Origin of the sequence: Streptomyces zagrosensis (assembly GCF_014203645.1) — a bacterium.
Classification (GTDB): domain Bacteria; phylum Actinomycetota; class Actinomycetes; order Streptomycetales; family Streptomycetaceae; genus Streptomyces; species Streptomyces zagrosensis.
The window spans coordinates 1-21,866 of sequence record NZ_JACHJL010000042.1 but is presented as its reverse complement, the minus strand read 5'-3'; the positions used below and the strand labels follow the sequence as shown (position 1 = coordinate 21,866).

General features: G+C 70.6%; 3 protein-coding genes. All 3 read right to left on the bottom strand.

From position 1 onward, the window contains the following. Positions 1 to 6,935: type I polyketide synthase (locus FHS42_RS37990; RefSeq protein WP_246495872.1), on the bottom strand; the 6,935-nt coding region annotated here is incomplete at its 3' end. A gap of 14 nt (positions 6,936 to 6,949) precedes the next feature. Next, positions 6,950 to 17,614 carry a type I polyketide synthase gene (locus tag FHS42_RS35580; protein WP_184580432.1) on the bottom strand — a complete coding sequence of 3,555 codons (10,665 nt, stop codon included), beginning with the start codon at positions 17,612 to 17,614 and terminating at the stop codon, positions 6,950 to 6,952. Next, positions 17,611 to 21,866, bottom strand: a 4,256-nt coding sequence (locus tag FHS42_RS35575; RefSeq protein ID WP_184580430.1) for an SDR family NAD(P)-dependent oxidoreductase, incomplete at its 5' end; no start/stop codon positions are given. The genes FHS42_RS35575 and FHS42_RS35580, both read right to left, overlap by 4 nt.

Sequence of the window (21,866 nt, the reverse complement as noted above, 5' to 3'; positions counted from 1 at the left end):
GCCACCTCCGCCGCAAACACCGGCGAAGAATCCAACAACTCCACCGCCATACCCACCCACTGAGCACCCTGCCCAGGAAACACAAACACCGGCTTGGTGCCGGCCGTGCCCCGACCCTCGACGGCGATCGGCGACGGCTCGCCGATCGCCAGGGCGGCGAGCCCGGCCAGTAGTTGGTCACGGTCGGCCGCGGCCACGACGCCCCGGTGCTCCAGATGGGCGCGGGCGGTGGCCGCGGAGTATCCAAGGTCCACGAGGGAGAGGTCGGGCCGGGCCAACACATGGGCGCGGAGCCGCGCGGCCTGGGCCCGCGTCGCGGCGGCGCTACGACCGGACACCGGCACGGCGACGGCCGGCACCGCTCGCGTCGCGGCGGCCCGCTCGACGGGCTCGTCGGCGGGGGCCTCCTCCAAGATGACGTGCGCGTTCGTACCGCTCACGCCGAACGACGACACGGCGGCGCGACGCGGACGGCGGCCGTCCGATGGCCACGCGCGGGCCTCGGTCAGCAGCCGGACGTCTCCGGACTCCCAGTCGATGTGCGGGGAGGGCTCGTCCACGTGCAGGGTCGGCGGAAGCGTGCCGTGTCGCATCGCCATGACCATCTTGATGACGCCGGCGACACCGGCGGCAGCCGATGTATGACCGATGTTGGACTTGATCGAACCCAGCCACAGCGGATCGCCGTCGCGCTCTTGGCCGTACGTCGCAAGCAGCGCCTGCGCCTCGATCGGGTCGCCCAGCGTGGTGCCCGTGCCGTGCCCCTCGACCGCGTCCACCTCGGCCGGGGTCAGCCGCGCACTTTCCAGCGCCTGGCGGATCACCCGCTCTTGGGAGGGGCCGTTGGGCGCGGTCAGCCCGTTGCTCGCACCGTCCTGGTTCACCGCGCTGCCCCGGATCAGACCCAGGACGCGGTGCCCCTTGCGCCTGGCCTCCGACAGTCGCTCGACCACGAGCAGCCCGAGGCCATCGGAGAAGCCGGTGCCGTCCGCCGCCGCCGCGTACGCCTTGCAACGGCCGTCTTCGGCCAGGCCGCGCTGCCGGCTGAAGCCGACGAGCAGGTCGGGCGTCGCCATCAAGGTGATGCCGCCGACCAGCGCCATCTCACACTCGCCGGATCGCAGTGACTGGGACGCCAGGTGCAGGGCGACCGCGGAGGATGAGCAGGCCGTATCGATGGCCACCGCCGGGCCCTCAAGCCCGAGCGTGTACGCGATCCGGCCGGACACCACGCTCAGGGTCGTGCCGGTGAGGTGGTAGCCCTCCAGCTCGGGGACCATCGTCGCGTGGTAGCCCGAGGTGACGGTGCCGCAGAAGACTCCGGTGTTACTGCCGCGCAGCGTCAGTGGGTCGATGCCGGCGTCTTCGAACGCCTCCCAGGACGCCTCAAGCAGCAGCCGTTGCTGCGGGTCCATGGCCAGCGCCTCACGCGGGCTGATGCCGAAGAAGTCCGCGTCGAACTCCCCCGCACCGTCGACGAATCCGCCGACCCGCGTGTAGATGGTGCCGACCTGGTCGGGGTCCGGGTCGTACAGCCGCTCAAGATCCCAGCCGCGGTCAGTCGGGAACGGGCCCATCCCGTCCCGGCCGGACGCCACCAGATCCCACAGCTCGTCCGGCGAGGCCACGCCGCCGGCGAACCGGCAGCTCATGCCGACGATCGCCAGCGGCTCCCCGGTGTCCCCGCGCCGCGGACGCGTCGCGCGCGGACGTACCGCCGTGGCATCCACGGTGACCTGGGAGACCAGCAGGCGGGCCACGGCCTCCGGGGTGGGGTGGTCAAACACCAGGGTCGCGGGAAGGCGCACGCCGGTGTTCTGGGTGAGCCGGTTACGGAGCTCGACCGCGGCGAGCGAGTCGAAGCCGAGGTCCTTGAAGGCGCGTGCCGGGTCGATGGCGGTGCCCGATGCGTGCCCGAGTACGCCCGCGACCTGGGCCAGCACGAGGCCAAGCGCCAGCTGCTCGCGCTCTGCCTCCGGCACGCCCGCCAACCGCCGGGCGAGGGACCCGCCGGCCTCCGCGCGCCGCGCGCCGGGCGCGAGCCCGCGCAGCACGGCCGGGAGGGTGCCGGCGCGTGCCTGGGCGCGCAACGCGGCCGTGTCAAGGCGGACGGGTGCCAGCAGCGCGGCGTCCGAGGTGAGGGCCTGGTCGAAGAGATCGAGGCCGAGTTCGACGGTGAGCGGCTTGGCACCAAGCCGCTCCAGTCGGGCCACTTCGGTCTCGCCCAACCGGGCGGCCATGCCCACGGTGTCCGACCACAGGCCCCAGGCCAGGGAGGTCGCGGGAAGCCCCGCGGCCCGGCGGGCGGCGGCAAGCGCGTCCAACGCGGCGTTGGCTGCGGCGTAGTTGCCCTGCCCTGGACTGCCGATGAGTGCGGCAACGGACGAGAACAGCACGAAGGCGGCCAGGTCGGTGTCCGCCGTCAGCTCGTGCAGATGGCGAGCGGCTTCGACCTTCGGCCGCATGACGCGTTCGAGCTGCTCGGCCGACAGCGACTCGATCACACCGTCGGCTACGACGCCCGCGGCGTGCACGACACCGGTAATGGGACGGTCCAACGTGCCGACAGCGGCTGCTAGTTGTGCGCGATCGGCCACGTCACAGGCCACGATCCTGGCCTCGCTGCCCAGCTTCTTTAGCTCCGCGACCAGGTCGGCGGCACCGTCAGCCTCGGGTCCGCGTCGGCTGAGCAGCAGCAAATGCCGCACGCCGTGGGTGGCGGCGAGGTGCCGGGCGAACACGGCACCCAGACCACCCGTGCCGCCGGTGATGACGACGGTGCCATCCGGATCGAAGGCGGGCGCCGACTCGCCAACGGCGGCGTGGACGAGTCGCGGCGCCAGCACCCGGCCGCCGCGCACCGCGAGCTGCGGCTCGTCGAGTGCCGGCAGACCGCCCCAGGGCAGCCCCTCCACCACGGCGTCGTCGTCGAGGTCGATCAGCAGGAAGCGCCCCGGATGCTCGGACTGCGCGCTGCGCAGCAGGCCCCACACGGCGGCCTGGGCGGCGTCGGGGGCTTCCTCATCGACGGCGACGGCGCGCCGGGTGACGACAGCCAACTGGGCGGAAGCCAGAGCCGTGTGAGTGAGCCAGGTCTGGACGATGGACAGCGCCTCGACGGCGGCCGGGGTTTCCTCCGGGGCCTTTACCCCCACGAGTACGAGCTCGGGTGCGGTGGCACCGTCCGCGATGGCACGCTCCAGCGCGGCCAGGTCCTCGAACGCCTCGCCATCGGCGGGCAGCCCGCCCAGCACCGCGACCCGCGCCACAGGCCCAGCGCCGGTCGTGATCGGGTTCCAGTGCAGCCGGTACAGCGCACCCTGCGGCTCAGCGGCCCGCTTCAACTGTTGTGCGTCCACGGGGCGGAACACGAGCTTGTCCATGCTGAGGACTGCCGCGTCGTGCTCATCAACGATGTCGATGCGGAAGGCAGCCTCGCCCACCGGGACGAGCCTGGCACGGGCGCGAGAGACGCCGGTCCGCCCGAGCCGAACGCCGTTCCACGAGAACGGCATGACGAGGGTGTCGTCCGCCTTCTCACCGAACAGCGAACTTTGCACCGCCGAGTCGAAGAGGCCCGGGTGGATGCCGAAGTCGCCCGCGTCGGCGCCGTCCGGCAGCGCCAGCTCGACGTAGACGGCGTCCTCGTCCTGCCATGCCTCGACCACACCTTGGAACAGCGGGCCGTAGTCGTAGCCGATGTCGGCCATGCGCGAGTACAACGCCTCGGCGGAGAGGGATTCGGCCTCCTGCGGCGGCCACTCGACGTCCCACTCGGGTACGGCCTTGGCGTCCGCCCCCAGCCAGCCCCGGCCGTGACAGACCGCCCCGCCCTGCTCGTCCGCGTCGTCGGTATCGGGCCGGGAGAAGATGGCGAACTCGCGGCGCCCGTCCTTGTCGGCGTGGCCAACGAGGATCTGCACCTGGCGGCCCGCCGCCTCGTCCAGCGTCAACGGCGCCTCGATGACCAACTCGTCCAGCGTGGGGCAGCCGACCTCACGCCCGGCGGTCAGGCTCATCTCGACCAGCGCCACACCGGGCACGACGGTTGCGCCCATGACGACGTGGTCGCGCGTCCACGGCTGGTGGGCGGTGGAGATACGGCCGGTGAACAGCCACTCGTCGCGATCCCCGAGCAACGCCCGCGCGGCCAGCACCGGGTGCTGCACGGCGATGAGCCCAGCGGCGGACACATCACCGGGGGCGGCGCCGGGGGTAAGCCAGAAGCGTTCCCGTTGGAAGGCGTACGTCGGGAGGTCAACGCGCTGGGCGCCGGTACCGGCGTAGAAAACGTCCCAGTCAACGCTGACGCCCGCGGTGTGGGCACGGCCGAGGAAGCTGGCGAACACGGACTCTTCGGCGTGCTTGGCGCGCAGGGCAGGGACGAACACCGCCTCGGCGTCCTCCTCCACACACTGCCGAGCCATGGCCGACAACACCGCATCCGGCCCCAACTCCAAGAACCGACGCACCCCCAGATCCCACAGAACCTGGATACCGTCCGCGAAACGCACCGCCTGCCGCACGTGACGCACCCAGTAGTCAGCGTCGAAGGCGGAAACGATCTCGCCGGTGACATTCGAGACCACCGGAATACGCGGCTCCGAGTACGTCAACCGCTCAGCGACCGTCCGAAACTCCGCCAACATCGGCTCCATCCGCGGCGAATGGAAAGCGTGTGACACCCGCAACCGCGACGTCTTACGCCCCTCCCACCTCGGCAACCATTCCTCCACAGCATCCGCATCACCAGACACCACCACAGCCAAGGGGCCATTTACGGCAGCGATCTCCAACCGGCCTTCGAAGCCAGTCAGCGACTGCGCCACCTCAGCCTCGGCAGCCTGCACCGCCACCATCGCACCACCAGCAGGCAACCCACCCATCAACCGACCACGCGCCACCACAAGTTCGGCAGCATCAGCCAGCGACAACACACCCGCCACATGCGCGGCAGCCACCTCACCCACCGAATGACCAATCAAGTAATCCGCGCTAACTCCCAACGACTCCACCAACCGGAACAACGCCACCTCAACCGCAAACAACGCCACCTGCGTGAACTCCGTCGAGTCCAACACCCCGCTGCCATCGGCAAGTAGCTCCCGCAACGACCGACCCAACCGAGGATCAACCTCAGCACACACCTCACCCAACACCCGCTCAAAAACGGGATACGCCCGAGCCAGCTCCAACCCCATACCAACCCGCTGCGCACCCTGCCCCGTAAACAGGAAGGCCGACTTCCCAGCAGCAGCCAGCTCCCCGACCGCCACCTCACCCAACCCAGCAAGCAACTCTTCACGACCCGAGGCGACCACAACGGCTCGCCGCTCCAACAACGCCCGCGACGTCACCAGCGAATAGCCAACGTCAGCAACACTCACACCCTGATCAGCAGCAACGCGCTCCCGCAACCGCCCCGCCTGCGCCCGTAGCGCAGCGTCCGACCGCCCCGACAGCACCACCGGCACGGCAGCGGCCAAGCGGGGCGCCCCCGTGGGCGCCGAGTCCGCCGCCAAAGCCTCGGCCGGCTCCTCGGCGGGCGCCTCCTCAATGATGATGTGTGCGTTGGTGCCGCTCACTCCGAACGACGACACACCAGCGCGCCGCGGACGATCACCAGCCGACCACTCACGAGCCTCCGTCAACAACTCCACCCGGCCCGCATCCCACTCCACATGCGGGGACGGCTCGTCCACATGCAGCGTCGGCGGTAGTACGCCGTTGCGTAGCGCCATCACCATCTTGATGACGCCGGCGACGCCGGCGGCCGTCGAGGTGTGGCCGATGTTGGACTTGATGGAGCCCAGCCACAGCGGGTCCCCCTCGCGGTCTTGCCCGTACGTCGCCAGCAGTGCCCGTGCCTCGATGGGATCGCCGAGTACGGTGCCGGTGCCGTGGCCCTCTACGGCGTCCACCTCGCCCGGGGTCAGTCCGGCATTGGCCAGGGCCTGCCGGATGACGCGTTCTTGCGCCGGGCCACTGGGTGCGGTCAGGCCGTTGCTCGCACCGTCCTGGTTGACGGCACTGCCGCGGATCAGGCCAAGGACGCGGTGGCCATTGCGGCGGGCGTCCGACAGCCGTTCCAGGACGACCAGACCCAGGCCATCGGAGAAGCCGGTGCCGTCCGCCGACGCCGCGTACGCCTTGCAGCGGCCGTCAGGCGCGAGGCCGCGCTGGCGGCTGAACTCCATGTGGAGGAACGGCCCGGCCAGTACGGTGACGCCACCGGCGAGCGCGAGGGAGCACTCCCCGGCGCGCAGCGCGGTCACCGCGAGGTGCAGGGCGACGGCGGAGGCCGAGCAGGCGGTGTCCACGGACACGGCAGGGCCTTCGAGGCCGAGGCTGTAGGCGATGCGGCCGGACACCACGCTGGTGGTGGAGCCGGTCAGTCGAAGCCCCTCGATTTGCGGCAGGCTGCCCGCGGGCATCGCCGCGTAGTCGGACGGGCCGACGCCGCAAAAGACGCCGGTGTCGCTGCCGCGCAGCTGGTGCGGGTCGATGCCCGCGTCCTCCAGTGCCTCCCAGGCCGCCTCAAGCAGCAGCCGCTGCTGCGGGTCCATGGCGGTCGCCTCGCGCGGGCTGATGCCGAAAAAGTCGGCGTCGAACTCGGCGGCCCCTTCGATGAACCCGCCTTCCCTCGCGTACACGGTGCCGAGCCGGTCCGGGTCCGGGTCGTACAGCCGCTCCAGGTCCCAGCCGCGGTCGGTGGGGAACGGGCTGATGCCGTCGCCACCGGAGGCCACCAACTGCCACAGGTCCTCCGGCGAGGTCACCCCGCCCGGGTATCGGCAGCTCATGCCGACGATCGCCAGGGGCTCCCCGTCCCGGGACTCGTACTCGCGAAGGCGCGCGCGGGCCTGGTTGAGGTCGCTCGCCATCTTCTTGAGATAGCGGGCGATCTTCTCCTGCTGATCGGTGTTCTCTGCCATGTCCCCGCCCCTTGTCACGCTTCGCCGAACTCGGCGTCGATCATTTGGAAGACCTCGTCCACGGAGGTGGCCGCCTCGATGCGCTCGGCCGTGCTCTCCGTCTCGCCGTCGTCGGCGACGACGGACAGCAGGCGGCGCAGGCGCTCGGCCACATGGCGCCGTTCGGTGTCGGCGACCGCGGCAAGCATGGCTTCCAGCTTCTTCAGTTCCTTCTCGATCGGTGATTCGCCAGCGGCGCCGCCACCACCACCACCGAACTCGGCGCGCAGCAGGCGCGCGATCTCCGCTGGCGTGGGGTGGTCGAACACGAGCGTGGCGGGCAGCCGCATGCCGGTGGCCTGGGTGAGTCGGTTGCGCAGCTCGACGGCGGCGAGCGAGTCGAAGCCCATCTCCTGGAAGGCACGGTCGGGTTCGACGGCCGCGGCCGAGGCGTGTCCGAGCACGGCCGCGACTTGGGTGCGCACCAGGTCAAGGACGATGCGCTCGCGGTCGGCCGCATCGACCCCCGCCAGTTGGTCGCGCAACGACACGGTCGGGGCCTCGACGCGGCGGGCCACGACGGGCGCGAGCCCGCGTAGCACGGCCGGGACGGTGCCGGCCCTGGCCCGGGCGCGTAGCACCGCGAGGTCCAGCCGGACCGGTGCCAGCAGTGCGGCATCCGTGGCGAGTGCCTGGTCGAAGAGGCTGAGACCGAGGTCGGCGGTCAGCGCTTGGGAACCCATCCGCTCCAGGCGGGCCAGTTCGGTTGTGCCGAGCTGGGTCGCCATGCCGCCCCCCTCGCTCCACAGGCCCCAGGCGAGGGAGGTCGCGGGCAGTCCGGCGGCCCTGCGGGTGGCGGCGAGCGCGTCCAGCGCCGCGTTGGCAGCCGCGTAGTTGCCCTGCCCAGGACTGCCGATGAGGGCGGCGACGGACGAGAACAACACGAACGCCGACAGGTCCGCGTCCGCTGTCAGCTCATGCAGGTGCCACGCCGCGTCCACCTTGGGCCGCATCACACGCGCTATGTGCTCCGGCGACAGCGACTCGATGACACCGTCGTCGAGGACACCGGCCGCGTGGACCACTCCGGTCAGTGGGCGTTCCAACGTGCCGAGTGTGGCGGCGAGTTGATCACGGTCCGACACATCACAGGCGACGGCTCGGGCCGCGCATCCCAGGGCGCCCAGCTCAGCGACGAGTGCGGCGGCGCCGTCAGCCTCGGGGCCGCGTCGGCTGAGCAGCAGCAAATGCCGCACGCCGTGGGTGGCGGCGAGGTGCCGGGCGAACACGGCGCCCAGACCACCCGTACCGCCGGTGATGACGACGGTGCCATCCGGATCGAAGGCGGGCGCCCGCTCGGGCATCGGAGCCGGCGCACGTACGAGCCGTGGCGTCAGCAACCGGTCGCCTCGCACCGCTAGTTGGGACTCATCCGCGCCTAGCACAGCGCCCCAGTCGGGCTCCGTACCCTCCAGGCCCTCCAGGTCCACTAGGACGAACCGGCCAGGATGCTCGGACTGCGCACTGCGCAGCAGGCCCCACAGCGCCGCCTGAGCGACATCGGGCGCCACGTCGTCGGCGGTGGCCATCGCGCCCCGGGTAACCAGCACCAGCCGGGCCTCGGTCAGCCGCTCACTGGCCAGCCATCGCTGCACCAGCTCCAGTGCCGCGCCGGTCGCGGCCCTGGCCGCATCGGCGGTGTCGCCGACCGGCGTGATGACCTCGGCCAACACCGCATCGGGCACGGTCACACCGCCGGCCAGGGCCTTGTTCAGCGCGTCCAGGTCGGCGAACCGGTCCACCACCGCCCCACCAACGGCACCGATCGCGACGAGGCCCACAGCCGCAGCCGCGACTGTTTGCGCCTGTGTCCAGTCCAGCTCATAGAGGTGGCGGTCACCGTCGCCCCGCGCCGCTTCCAGGTTCGCCCGCTCCACCGGACGAACGTCAAGCCGCCGCAGGCAGGCCACCGGCAGACCGTCCTCGCCCGCAATGTCGAGCCGCAGGGACATCGGGTCGGGCAATGTGATCCGCACCCGCAACCGTGTGAGGCCATAGCGCTCCCACTGGACCCCGGACCACGAGAACGGCAGGCCGCTCGGGTTGTTCTCCCCCATGTCGAGCTTGCCGAGCCCACCATGCAGGGCGGAGTCGAACATCGCCGGGTGGACGGCGAACCCGGTGGCCGGTCCTGCCTCCTCGGGCAGCGCCAGCTCGACCAGCACCTCGTCACCCCAGCGCCAGGCGGACTCCACGGCACGGAAGGCCGGGCCGTAGTCGAAGCCCACATCGGTGAGGTGGGCATTGCGGTTGAGCATCGTGTACAGCTCGGACACGGCGAGCGGCTCGGCGTCCACCGGCGGCCACGGAATCGGCAGCGGCTCCAGCGGCTCCGCCTTCGCGGACAGCCAACCTCGCGCATGACAGGTCGGCTCGGTCCCCTCGTCATCGCCCGCGTCAATGCGGGAGAAGAACGCGATCTCACGGCGGCCGTCCTCGCCGGGCACACCGGCGGTGACCCTGATCTGCCGGGTCACGCCGTCCTCCAGGACCAGCGGCGCGGCGATGACCATCTCGTCCACGACCTCGCAACCCAGTCGCCGGCCGATGGTCAGTGCCATCTCGCACATCGCAGTACCGGGCACCAGGACGATCCCGAACACCGCATGATCGCGCGTCCACGGCTGCGACTCCTGCGACATGCTGCCGGTGAACACCCACTCGTCCCGGTCCCCGACCTGCACGGCTCCCGCCAGGATCGGATGCCGCATCCGTTCCATCCCGGCAGCGGAGATGTCCCCGGCAGCGGCCTTACGGGACAGCCAGTAGTTCTCCCGCTGGAAGGCGTACGTCGGGAGGTCTACGCGCTGGGCGCCGGTACCGGCGTAGAAGGCCTCCCAGTCAACGCCGACACCCGCGGTGTGGGCGCGACCGAGGAAGCTGGCGAACACGGACTCTTCGGCGTGCTTGGCGCGCAGGGCAGGGACGAACACCGCCTCGGCGTCCTCCTCCACACACTGCCGAGCCATGGCCGACAACACCGCATCCGGCCCCAACTCCAAGAACCGACGCACACCCACATCCCACAGAACCCGGATACCGTCCGCGAAACGCACCGCCTGCCGGACGTGACGCACCCAGTAATCCGCATCGAAAGCGGAAACGATCTCGCCGGTGACATTCGAGACCACCGGAATACGCGGCTCCGAGTACGTCAACCGCTCCGCGACCGCCTGGAACTCCGCCAACATCGGCTCCATCCGCGGCGAATGGAAAGCATGCGACACCCGCAACCGCGACGTCTTACGCCCCTCCCACCTCGGCAGCCACTCCTCCACAGCATCCGCATCACCAGACACCACCACAGCCAACGGGCCATTCACCGCAGCAATCTCCAACCGGCCTTCGAAGCCAGTCAGCGACTGCGCCACCTCAACCTCGCCCGCCTGCACCGCCACCATCGCCCCACCACCAGGCAACCCACCCATCAACCGACCACGCGCCACCACGAGCTCAGCTGCATCAGCCAACGACAACACACCCGCCACATGCGCAGCGGCCACCTCACCCACCGAATGACCAATCAAGTAATCCGCGCTAACCCCCAACGACTCCACCAACCGGAACAACGCCACCTCAACCGCAAACAACGCCACCTGCGTGAACTCCGTCGAGTCCAACACACCACTGCCATCGGCAAGTAGCTCCCGCAACGACCGACCCAACCGAGGATCAACCTCAGCACACACCTCACCCAACACCCGCTCAAAAACGGGATACGCCCGAGCCAACTCCAACCCCATACCAACCCGCTGCGCACCCTGCCCCGTAAACAGAAAGGCCGACTTCCCAGCAGCAGCCAGCTCCCCGACCGCCACCTCACCCAACCCAGCAAGCAACTCTTCACGACCCGAGGCGACCACAACGGCTCGCCGCTCCAACAACGCCCGCGACGTCACCAGCGAATAGCCAACGTCAGCAACACTCACACCCTGATCAGCAGCAACGCGCTCCCGCAACCGCCCCGCCTGCGCCCGCAACGCCGCATCCGACCGCCCCGACAGCACCACCGGCAGCGGAGCCACCGGCGCAACCCGCTCGACGTCTGCCACCGGCTCCGCGGCCGGCGCCTCCTCGACGATGATGTGTGCGTTGGTGCCGCTCACTCCGAACGACGACACACCAGCGCGCCGCGGACGATCACCCGCCGACCACTCACGAGCCTCCGTCAACAACTCCACCCGGCCCGCATCCCACTCCACATGCGAGGACGGCTCATCCACATGCAGGGTCGGCGGCAGCACTCCGTGCCGCATCGCCATCACCATCTTGATGACACCCGCCACACCAGCAGCAGCCGACGTATGACCGATGTTCGACTTGATCGACCCCAACCACAGCGGGTCCCCCTCGCGGTCCCGCCCATACGTCGCAAGCAGCGCCTGCGCCTCGATCGGATCACCGAGCACCGTGCCCGTGCCATGCCCCTCGACCGCGTCCACCTCGCCCGGGACCAGCCCGGCATTGGCGAGCGCCTGCCGAATGACCCGCTCCTGAGAGGGGCCGTTGGGCGCGGTCAGGCCGTTGCTCGCACCGTCCTGGTTGACCGCGCTGCCCCGGACCAGGCCAAGGATGCGGCGACCATTGCGGCGGGCGTCCGACAGCCGCTCGACGACGAGCACGCCGACGCCATCGGAGAAGCCGGTGCCGTCCGCCGCCGCCGAGTACGCCTTGCAGCGGCCGTCCGGGGAGACCGCGCGCTGGCGGCTGAACTCGGTGAGCAGGTACGGGCCTGCCAGCAGGGTCACACCGCCCACCAGCGCCAGCGAGCATTCACCGGACCGCAGCGCCTGCGAGGCCAGGTGCAGGGCGACCGCGGAGGACGAACAGGCCGTGTCCACCGACATAGCGGGGCCCTCCAGGCCCAGCGTGTACGCGACGCGCCCTGACACGACGCTCGTGGTGGTGCCGGTGAGGCGGTAGCCCTCCAGTTCGGCGGACGCCATGCCGCCGTAGTCGGTGGTCACCACGCCCGCGAACACTCCGGTGTCGCTGCCGCCCAGCGTCGTCGGGTCAATGCCGGCGTCTTCGAACGCCTCCCAGGACGCCTCAAGCAGCAGCCGCTGCTGCGGGTCCATCGCAAGCGCCTCGCGCGGGCTGATGCCGAAGAACTCGGCGTCGAACTCACCGATGCGCTCCAGGAACGCGCCGCCGCGGGTGTTGATCTTTCCGGGCCGGTCCGGGTCGGGGTCGTAGATGTCCTGGTCCCAGCCGCGGTCGGTGGGCAATCCGCCCACGGCATCGCGGCCCGAGGCGACCAGCTGCCACAGCTCCTCCGGGGAGGTCACCCCGCCGGGGTAGCGGCAGCTCATACCGACGATGGCCAGTGGTTCGTCCGCTGAGCCCCGCTTCGCGCGGGCGCCCGGCTTCTTCGGCGTGTCGGCGGTCCCGCCGATCTCGGAGAGCAGCAGGTGCGCGACGGCGCCGGGAGTGGGGTGGTCGAAGATCAGCGTGGCGGGCAGGCGTACGTCCGTGCTCTGGGTGAGCCGGTTACGCAGCTCGACCGCGCTCAGCGAGTCGAAGCCAAGGTCCTTGAACGCCCGGTCGGTGTCGATCGCGGCGGCGGAGGCGTGGCCGAGGACGGCCGCGACCTGCTCGCGTACCGCGTCCAGCACGATCCGTTCGCGGTCGGTCTGCGCGACGCCCGTGAGGCGCTGCGCGAGGGAACCGCCGGTCTTGGCACGCTTGGCGGGAACGGGTGCCAGGCCGCGCAACAGCGCGGGCAGCACACCGGCCCTGGCCTGGGTGCGTAGCGCGGCCGGGTCGAGTTGGACGGGTGCCAACAGGGCAACGTCGGTGCCCAGCGCCAGGTCGAACAGTTCGAGGCCGCGCTCCTGGGACAGCGCGCCCACACCGGTGCGCTCAAGACGGGCCAGGCCGGCCTCGTCCAACTCGCCCGCCATGCCGCCCGCCTCGGCCCACAGGCCCCAGGCGAGGGAGGTAGCGGGCAGTCCGGCAGCTCGGCGGGTAGCGGCGAGCGCGTCCAGTGCCGCATTGGCAGCCGCGTAGTTGCCCTGCCCAGGACTGCCGATGAGGGCGGCGACGGACGAGAACAACACGAACGCCGACAGGTCCGCGTCCGCTGTCAGCTCATGCAGGTGCCACGCCGCGTCCACCTTGGGCCGCATCACACGCGCTATGTGCTCCGGCGACAGCGACTCGATGACACCGTCGTCCACGACGCCCGCGGCATGCACCACGGCCGACAGCGAACGCTCCAGCGAACCGAGTACGCCGGCCAGTTGGTCACGGTCGGACACGTCGCACGCTTCGACCCGAACCCGGCAGCCCAGCCCCTCAAGCTCCGCGACCAACTCGGCGGCACCACGGGCCTGCGGACCGCGCCGGCTGAGCAGCAGCAGATCGCGAACACCGTGCGCCACGGCCAGATGCCGGGCGAACACCGCGCCCAGACCACCCGTACCACCAGTTATCAGCACCGTGCCAGCACCGAGTACGGGCAGCGAAACGGGGGCGATCGCCGCATCCACCCGCACGAGCCGCGGTGCGAGCAACTGGCCGTTGCGTGCGGCTAGTTGCGGCTCGTCCGCGCCGAGCACCGCGCCCCAATCGAGCACGTCACCGGCGGCGGTGTCGGCATCGGCATCGGCATCGTCGAAATCGACGAGGATGAACCGCCCCGGGTGCTCCGACTGCGCACTGCGCAGCAGGCCCCACACCGCCGCCTGGGCGGCGTCAGGCGCCCCTGCGTCGTCGGACACGGCGGCCTTGGTCACCACCACCAGCCGGGCCTCACCCAGCCATTCGCTGGCCAGCCACCGCTGCGCCAGTACGAGCGCCTGCGCGGCCGTGGCATGCACCGACGCCGAGCCGTCCGCGCTGCCGCTGGGCACGGTTGCGAGCACAGCCGACGGGGTTGAGGCAGCCCCCTCGGCTAGCGCATGCTCCAGGGCGTCCAGGTCGGCATACGCCTCTCCCGCCCCGATCCGTACGAGGTCCGGCGTGCCGGCCCCGTTGGCCGCATCAGTCGCGACGGGCGTCCACTGGACCCTATGCAGCGACTGCCGCGCGTCCCCGCGCGAGCTGTCGATACGCTCCTGCTCCACCGGACGCACGACAAGGGAACGCACCGAAACCACCGGCTTCCCGTCCTCGTCCACCGCGTCCAACCGCAGCGAGGTGCCGCCGGTCATGGTGGAGCGAACACGCAGCCGGGTCGCGCCCGTTCCGTTGAGCTGCACACCGCTCCAGCTGAACGGCATGAGGTGCGCCGCCGCGTCGCCGCCGGTCAGCAGCACGACACCACTTTGCAACGCCGAGTCAAACAGCGCGGGGTGGATACCAAAACCCCCGTGCCCCTCGGGCAACGTCACCTCGGCGTACGTCTCGTCGCCGTCTCGCCAGAGGGCCTCAACGCCGTGGAAGAGAGGGCCGTAGTCGTAACCGAGGTCCGCGAGACGGCCGTAGAGGTCATCGACGGGCATCGGTTCGGCGTCCTGCGGCGGCCACTGCTCCGACCAGGCCGGCGCTGCCACGCTGTCCGTGCCGAGGGTGCCGCGTGCGTGGCAGGTGCTCTCGGTGTCGCCGGTGGCGTGCTCGGGCCGCGAGTAGATCGCGACCTCGCGCCGACCGTCCGGACCGGGCGCCCCGACGATGACCTGAAGGTGCCGGGTGACGCCCTCCTGCATGCGCAAGGGCGATTCGAGCACCAGCTCGTCGAGTACGGGGGTGCCGGCATGGCGCCCAGCGGCGAGCGCCAGCTCAACGAGCCCCGTGCCCGGCACGACCATGACGCCGAGCAGCAGATGCTCGGCGACCCACGGCTGTGTCTCGGTCGAGACCCGTCCCGTGAGCACCCATTCGTCCCGGTCCCCGACCGGCACGGCCGCCGCGAGCAACGGATGCTGGACACCGACGAGCCCGGCGGCGGACACATCACCGGTACCCGCCCCCGGCGTCAGCCAGAAGCGTTCCCGTTGGAAGGCGTACGTCGGGAGGTCAACGCGCTGGGCACCGGTACCGGCGTAGAAAGCCTCCCAGTCAACGCTGACGCCCGCGGTGTGGGCGCGACCGAGGAAGCCGGCGAAAGCCTCCCGCTCGCCGTGCTTGGCCCTCAGGGCAGGAACGAACACCGCCTCGGCGTCCTCCTCCACACACTGCCGAGCCATGGCCGACAACACCGCATCCGGCCCCAACTCCAAGAACCGACGCACCCCCACATCCCACAGAACCCGGATACCGTCCGCGAAACGCACCGCCTGCCGGACGTGACGCACCCAGTAATCAGCGTCGAAGGCGGAAACGATTTCACCGGTGACATTCGAAACCACCGGAATACGCGGCTCCGAATACGTCAACCGCTCCGCGACCACCCGAAACTCCGCCAACATCGGCTCCATCCGCGGCGAATGGAAAGCGTGCGACACCCGCAACCGCGATGTCTTACGCCCCTCCCACCTCGGCAACCATTCCTCCACAGCATCCGCATCACCAGACACCACCACAGCCAAGGGGCCATTTACGGCAGCGATCTCCAACCGGCCTTCGAAGCCAGTCAGCGACTGCGCCACCTCAGCCTCGGCAGCCTGCACCGCCACCATCGCACCACCAGCAGGCAACCCACCCATCAACCGACCACGCGCCACCACGAGTTCAGCAGCATCAGCCAACGACAACACACCCGCCACATGCGCGGCAGCCAACTCACCCACCGAATGACCAATCAAGTAATCCGCGCCCATCCCCAACGACTCCACCAACCGGAACAACGCCACCTCAACCGCAAACAACGCCACCTGCGTGAACTCCGTCGAGTCCAACACGCTGCTTTTCTCGCCGATCAGCCCCCGCAACGACCGACCCAACCGCGGATCAACCTCCACACACACCTCACCCAACACCCGCTCAAAAACGGGATACGCCCGAGCCAACTCCAACCCCATACCAACCCGCTGCGCACCCTGCCCCGTAAACAAAAACGCAGACTTGCCCCCAACCGCCGACTCCCCGACCGCCACCTCACCCAACCCAGCAAGCAACTCCTCACGACCCGAGGCGACCACAACGGCTCGCCGCTCCAACAACGCCCGCGACGCCACCAACGAATACGCCGCATCCACCACCGACACCTCGGGCCGCGCCACCACATGCGCCCGCAACCGCTGTGCCTGCGCCCGTAGCGCAGCGTCCGACCGCCCCGACAGCACCACCGGCACCGCGCCGGCGGGCCGAACATCGTGGACCTGCGTGTCCTCGGTGGGCTCCTCGGCCGCAGGGGCCTCTTCGATGATCAGGTGGGCGTTGGTGCCGCTCACTCCGAACGACGAGACACCAGCGCGCCGCGGACGCTCACCCGCCGACCACGCACGGGCCTCCGTCAACAACTGCACCCGGCCCGAATCCCAGTCCACGTGCCCAGACGGCTCGTCCACATGAAGCGTCGGCGGCAGCATCTCGTGCCGCATCGCCATCACCATCTTGATGACACCCGCCACACCAGCAGCCGCCGACGTATGACCGATGTTCGACTTGATCGACCCCAACCACAGCGGGTCCCCGTCCCGGTCTTGCCCATACGTCGCGAGCAGCGCCTGCGCCTCGATCGGATCACCGAGCACCGTGCCCGTGCCATGGCCCTCGACCGCATCGATCTCGACGGGGCTGAGGCCGGCGCTCTCCAGCGCCTGGCGGATGACGCGTTCCTGGGCCGGGCCGTTGGGCGCGGTCAGGCCGTTGCTCGCACCGTCCTGGTTGACCGCGCTGCCCCGGATCAGGCCAAGGATGCGGCGGCCGTTGCGGCGGGCATCGGACAGCCGCTCAAGCACCACCAGGCCGACGCCGTCGGAGAAGCCGGTGCCGTCCGCCGCCGCCGCGTACGGCTTGCAGCGGCCGTCGCGTGCTAGGCCGCGCTGGCGGCTGAACTCGACGAAGAGGAAGGGTCCGGCGAGGGCGGTGACGCCGCCGGCGAGTGCGAGGGAGCACTCCCCCGCACGCAGCGCGTTCGCGGCGAGGTGCAGGGCCACGAGGGACGAGGAGCAGGCGGTGTCGATGGTGACCGCGGGGCCTTCGAGGCCGAGACTGTAGGCGACGCGGCCGGACATGACGCTGCTCTGGGTTCCGGTGACCCGGAAGCCCTCCAGTTCGGGCAGCGTCGATGGGCCGTAGTCGGAGGAGACCGTGCCGGCGTAGACGCCGGTCTCGCTACCGCGCAGGGTCGCGGGGTCGATGCCCGCCCCCTCCAGGGCCTCCCAGGCCGTCTCCAGCGTGAGCCGCTGGGTCGGGTCCATGGCGAGGGCCTCGCGCGGGCTGATACCGAAGAAGTCGGCGTCGAACGAGGTGACGCTGTCGACGAAGCCGCCCTCGGTCGCGTACGCGCTGCCGGCACGCTCGGGGTCGGGGTCGTAGAGGCCTTCGAGGTCCCAGCCGCGGTCGGTCGGGAACGGGCCCATGCCGTCCCGGCCCGACGCCACCAATTCCCACAGCTCGTCCGGCGAGTTGGCACCGTCGGGAAAGCGGCAGCTCATGCCGACAATGGCGATCGGTTCGACGTCACGCTGTTCCAGATCGCGCACGCGGCGGTTGGCGGTGCGCAGTTCAGCGGTGACGCGACGCAGATAGGTGCGGAGCTTGTGCTCGTCACCCGTGGGCCCGCCGCGGCCGTCGTCAGTCTTCCCGGTCATGCGGAACCGAGCTCCTTGTCGATCATGTCGAACATCTCACTGTCGGAGACGAAGTCGAGGTCTTCTTCGAGGTGGTCGTCGGTGTCGTCCTGGCCGTTTCCGGTGTGACCGAGCAGGGTCCGCAGCCGGTTGCTGAGGGAGCGCAGGCGTGGTTCGGCACCGGCGAGTTGCTGCTCGTGTCCGGACAGGGCGATCAGGAGTGCTTCCAGCCGCTGGAGTTCCTCGTCGAGGGGGGAGGGACCGGGTCCGGCGGCGGCTCCGCCGACCTCGGTGAGGATCAGGCGGGCGGTGTCGGCTGGGGTGGGATGGTCAAAGACGAGGGTCGCGGGCAGTCGGACGCCGGCGACCTGGCTAAGCCGGTTACGGAGCTCGACCGCGGCCAGCGAGTCGAAGCCCAGGTCCTTGAAGGCGCGAGTGGGGTCGATGGCGTCAGGTGAAGCGTGGCCGAGAACGGCGGCGACCTGGGTGCGTACGAGATCGAGGACGACCTGCTCGCGGTCGGCCTCGGGGACGCCGGCGAGGCGTCGTTCCAGGGTGCGTCCGGTGTCGGCGCGGCGCGCGGGGGTGCGCACGAGGCCACGCAGCAGCGCGGGCAGCATCCCGGAGCGGGCCTGGGTGCGCAGGGCGCCCAGGTCGAGGCGGACCGGGGCGAGCAGCGCTGCCTCGCAGCCGAGGGCCTGGTCGAACAGGTCAAGGCCCTCGTGGCTTGAGATGGCGCCGATGCCGCTACGTTCCATGCGGGCGAGGTCGGTCGCATCGAGTACGCCGGTCATGCCGGTGGAGTCGGACCACAGGCCCCAGGCGAGGGACACGGTGGGCAGGCCCGCCGCCTGCCGTTGTGCGGCGAGGGCATCGAGAGCGGTGTTGGCTGCGGCGTAGTTGGCCTGACCGGCGTTGCCAAGGAGTCCGGCGGCGGACGAGAACAGGACGAACGCCGACAGGTCCATGCGCGCGGTCAGTTCGTGCAGGTGCCAGGCGGCGTCCAGCTTGGGCCGCATGACGTGGCGCAGCTGGTCGGGTGACAGCGACTCGATGACGCCGTCTGCCAGCACACCGGCCGTGTGGATGACGGCGGTCAGCGGGCGGTTCAGGGAGGCGAGGAGGGCGGCGACCTGTTCGCGGTCGGCCACGTCGCAGGCGGCGACGCGGACACTGGCGCCGAGTGCTTCCAGTTCGGCGACGAGTTCGGCCGTACCATCGGCGGCGGGGCCACGGCGGCTGACGAGCAGCAGGTTGCGCATGCCGTGCCGGGTGACGAGGTGCCTGGTGAATAGGGCGCCGAGGCCGCCGGTGCCGCCGGTGACCAGGACGGTGCCCTCGGGGTCGAGGGGCGCGGGCACGGTCAGGACGACCTTGCCGACGTTACGGCCCTCGCGCAGGTGACGGAACGCCTCCTGGCCCCGGCGCACGTCCCAGGCGCGGATCGGCGAGGGGGTGAGGACGCCGCGTTCGAAGAGGTCGGCGATCTCGACGAGCATCTCCTGGATGCGGTCCGGGCCGGCCTCCAGCAGGTCGTACGAGCGGTAGCGGACGCCGGGCCGCTGTCGGGCGACGGCCTGCGGGTCGCGGATATCGGTCTTGCCCATCTCGATGAATCGGCCGCCACGCGGGAGGAGTTCGAGCGACGCATCGACGAACTCGCCCGCAAGGGAGTTCAGGATCACGTCCACGCCCGCGCCATCGGTCACCGCGTCGAAGGCGTCGCGAAAGCCGAGGTCGCGGGAGTTGGCGATGCGATCGGCCGGCACGCCCAGGGCGCGTACCGCATCCCACTTGGTGGGGCTGGCGGTGGCGAGGATCTCGGCGCCGAAGTGCCGGCCGAGCTGGATGGCGGCCATGCCGACGCCGCCGGCGGCGGCGTGCACGAGCAGTTTCTCGCCGGACGTGAGGCCGGCCAGGTCGATCAGGCCGTAGTACGCGGTCAGGTAGACGACGGGGATGGCGGCGGCCTCGGTGAAGGTGAGGCCCGCTGGCATGGGGGCGACGGTCTTGCGGTCGGCGACGGCGACGGGCCCGAAGGCGTCCGTCACTAGGCCGAACACCCGGTCGCCCGGCTTGAGGTCGGTGACGGCGGAGCCGACTTCCAAGACGACGCCGGCGGCCTCGCTGCCCAGCGGTGCCTCGCCCGGGTACATGCCGAGCGCGATGAGGACGTCGCGGAAGTTGAGGCCGGCGGCACGGACACCGATCCGGACCTCGCCGACGCCAAGAGGGCGGGCGTCGTCACAGGGCACGACGGCGAGGTTCTCCAGGGAGCCCTTCGCGGTGCTGGCGAGCCGCCAGGCCCGGCCGCTGGGGCCTTCGGCGGGGCGGCCCAGCCGGGGCGCGAACAACGCGCCGGACCGTACCGCTAGTTGGGGCTCATCGAGGTCGGCGATGCACGACCAGTCGGGCGGGGCTTCACCATCGGTGTCCACCAGCACGAAGCGGCCGGGGTGCTCGGTCTGCGCGCTGCGCAGCAGGCCCCATGCGGGTGCCTGGGCGAGGTTGACGGACTCGGCGCCAACGGCGACCGCGCTGCGGGTCACGGCCACCAGGGTGGCCTCGCCGAGCCATTCGCTGGCCAACCAGCGCTGGGCGAGGGCGAGGGTGCGCTCGGCCACGAGGTTCGCGGTGTGCACGGGGTCCTCGCCGGCCGGGGTCTCGATCTCGGCGAGCACCAGACGCACGTCACCGGCGTCACTGGCGCCGCCGGCGATGGCCCCTTCGATGGCCTCTTCGAGGGCCTGGAGGTCGGCGTAGTGCTCACCCGGCGCGTCCAGGCCGCCGAGGACGGCGACGCGAGCCTGTGACGGCGCGCCGGTGACCGGGGCCCACTCCACCTGGAACAGGGTGTTTTGCTCGCCGCGGGCGCGCATCAGCTGCGCCGGGTCCATGGGGCGTACGGCGAGAGCGTCCACGGCGACGACCATCGCGCCGCTCTCGTCAACGACGTCCAGGCGGAACGCGGACTCGCCCGCGCCGCTGATCCGCACGCGCACCCGGGTCGCCGCGGAGGTCGCGCAGCGCACACCGGACCAGGAGAACGGCAGGTCGGGTACGGAGCCGGGGTCCTTGTCCACCATGCTCGCGTGCAACGTTGCGTCGAACAGGGCCGGGTGGATGGCGAACCCGTGCACGGTCGTGTCATCGGGCAGCGCCACCTCGGCATACACCTCGTCACCGCTGCGCCACACCGCCTGCACACCCTGGAACAGTGGCCCGTAGTCGAGGCCGACGTCGGCGAGCCGCTCGTACAGGGCGTCGGCGGACACCTCGACGCCCGCGAGGGGCGGCCAGTGGGTGGGGAACGGCGCGGAGGGCTCGGCCTCGGGTGCCAGTTGGCCGCGTGCGTGCCGGATCGTGTGCCGGGTGCCGTCCGGTCCGGTGGTCTCCGGCAGGGAGTGGATGGCGACCTCGCGGCGACCGTCCTGTGCGGGCTGCCCGACGATGACCCGGATGTGCCGTGCGGAGCCTTCGTCCAAGATCAGCGGCGCCTCGAAGATCAGCTCGTCGAGGAGTTCGTAGCCGAGGTGTCGGGCGGCGGCGAGGGCGAGTTCGACGAGCGCGGCGCCCGGCACGATCACGGTGCCCAGCACCACGTGGTCACGTACCCACGGCTGCTGTTCAGTGGCGAAGCGTCCGCTGAACACCCATTCGTCGCGGTCGCCGACCTGCACGGCCGCCGCAAGCACCGGGTGCTGCATCCGGTCCAGGCCGGCCGCGGCGACGTCACCGCCCTGCGCGGACGGCGTCAGCCAGTACCTCTCTCGCTGGAAGGGATACGTCGGCAAGTCCACGCGCCGCGCGCCAGTACCGGCGTACACCGCGTCCCAGTCAACCTTCACACCGATGGTGTGTGCTTGGCCGAGGGAGAGCAGGAAGCGGGGCATGCCGCCCTCATCACGCCGCAGCGAACCCACCACCGACACCCGGGCGTTCGCGTCCCGCGCCTCGATGCTCTCCTCAACCGCCATCGTCAGCACCGGATGCGGAGACACCTCAACGAAACAACCCATGCCCTTATCGATCAACGCACCAATAGCCGGCTCAAAACCCACCGGATTACGCAAGTTCGCATACCAATACGCAGCATCCATCGACGCAGTGTCGATAAACCCACCCGTCACCGTGGAGTACAGGGGGAGGGTCCCGGTCACCGGCCGGATCGGCTCCAGAGCTGCCAAGAGCTCCGCTTCGAGCGCCTCCACATGTGCACTGTGCGAGGCGTAATCCACCTTCACCCGACGCGCACGAACATCCGCACGCTCAC

Coding starts and splice junctions, on each gene's coding strand:
- FHS42_RS35580 (WP_184580432.1), bottom strand. CDS start 17,614: ATGACCGGGAAGACTGACGACGGCCGCGGCGGGCCCACGGGTGACGAG.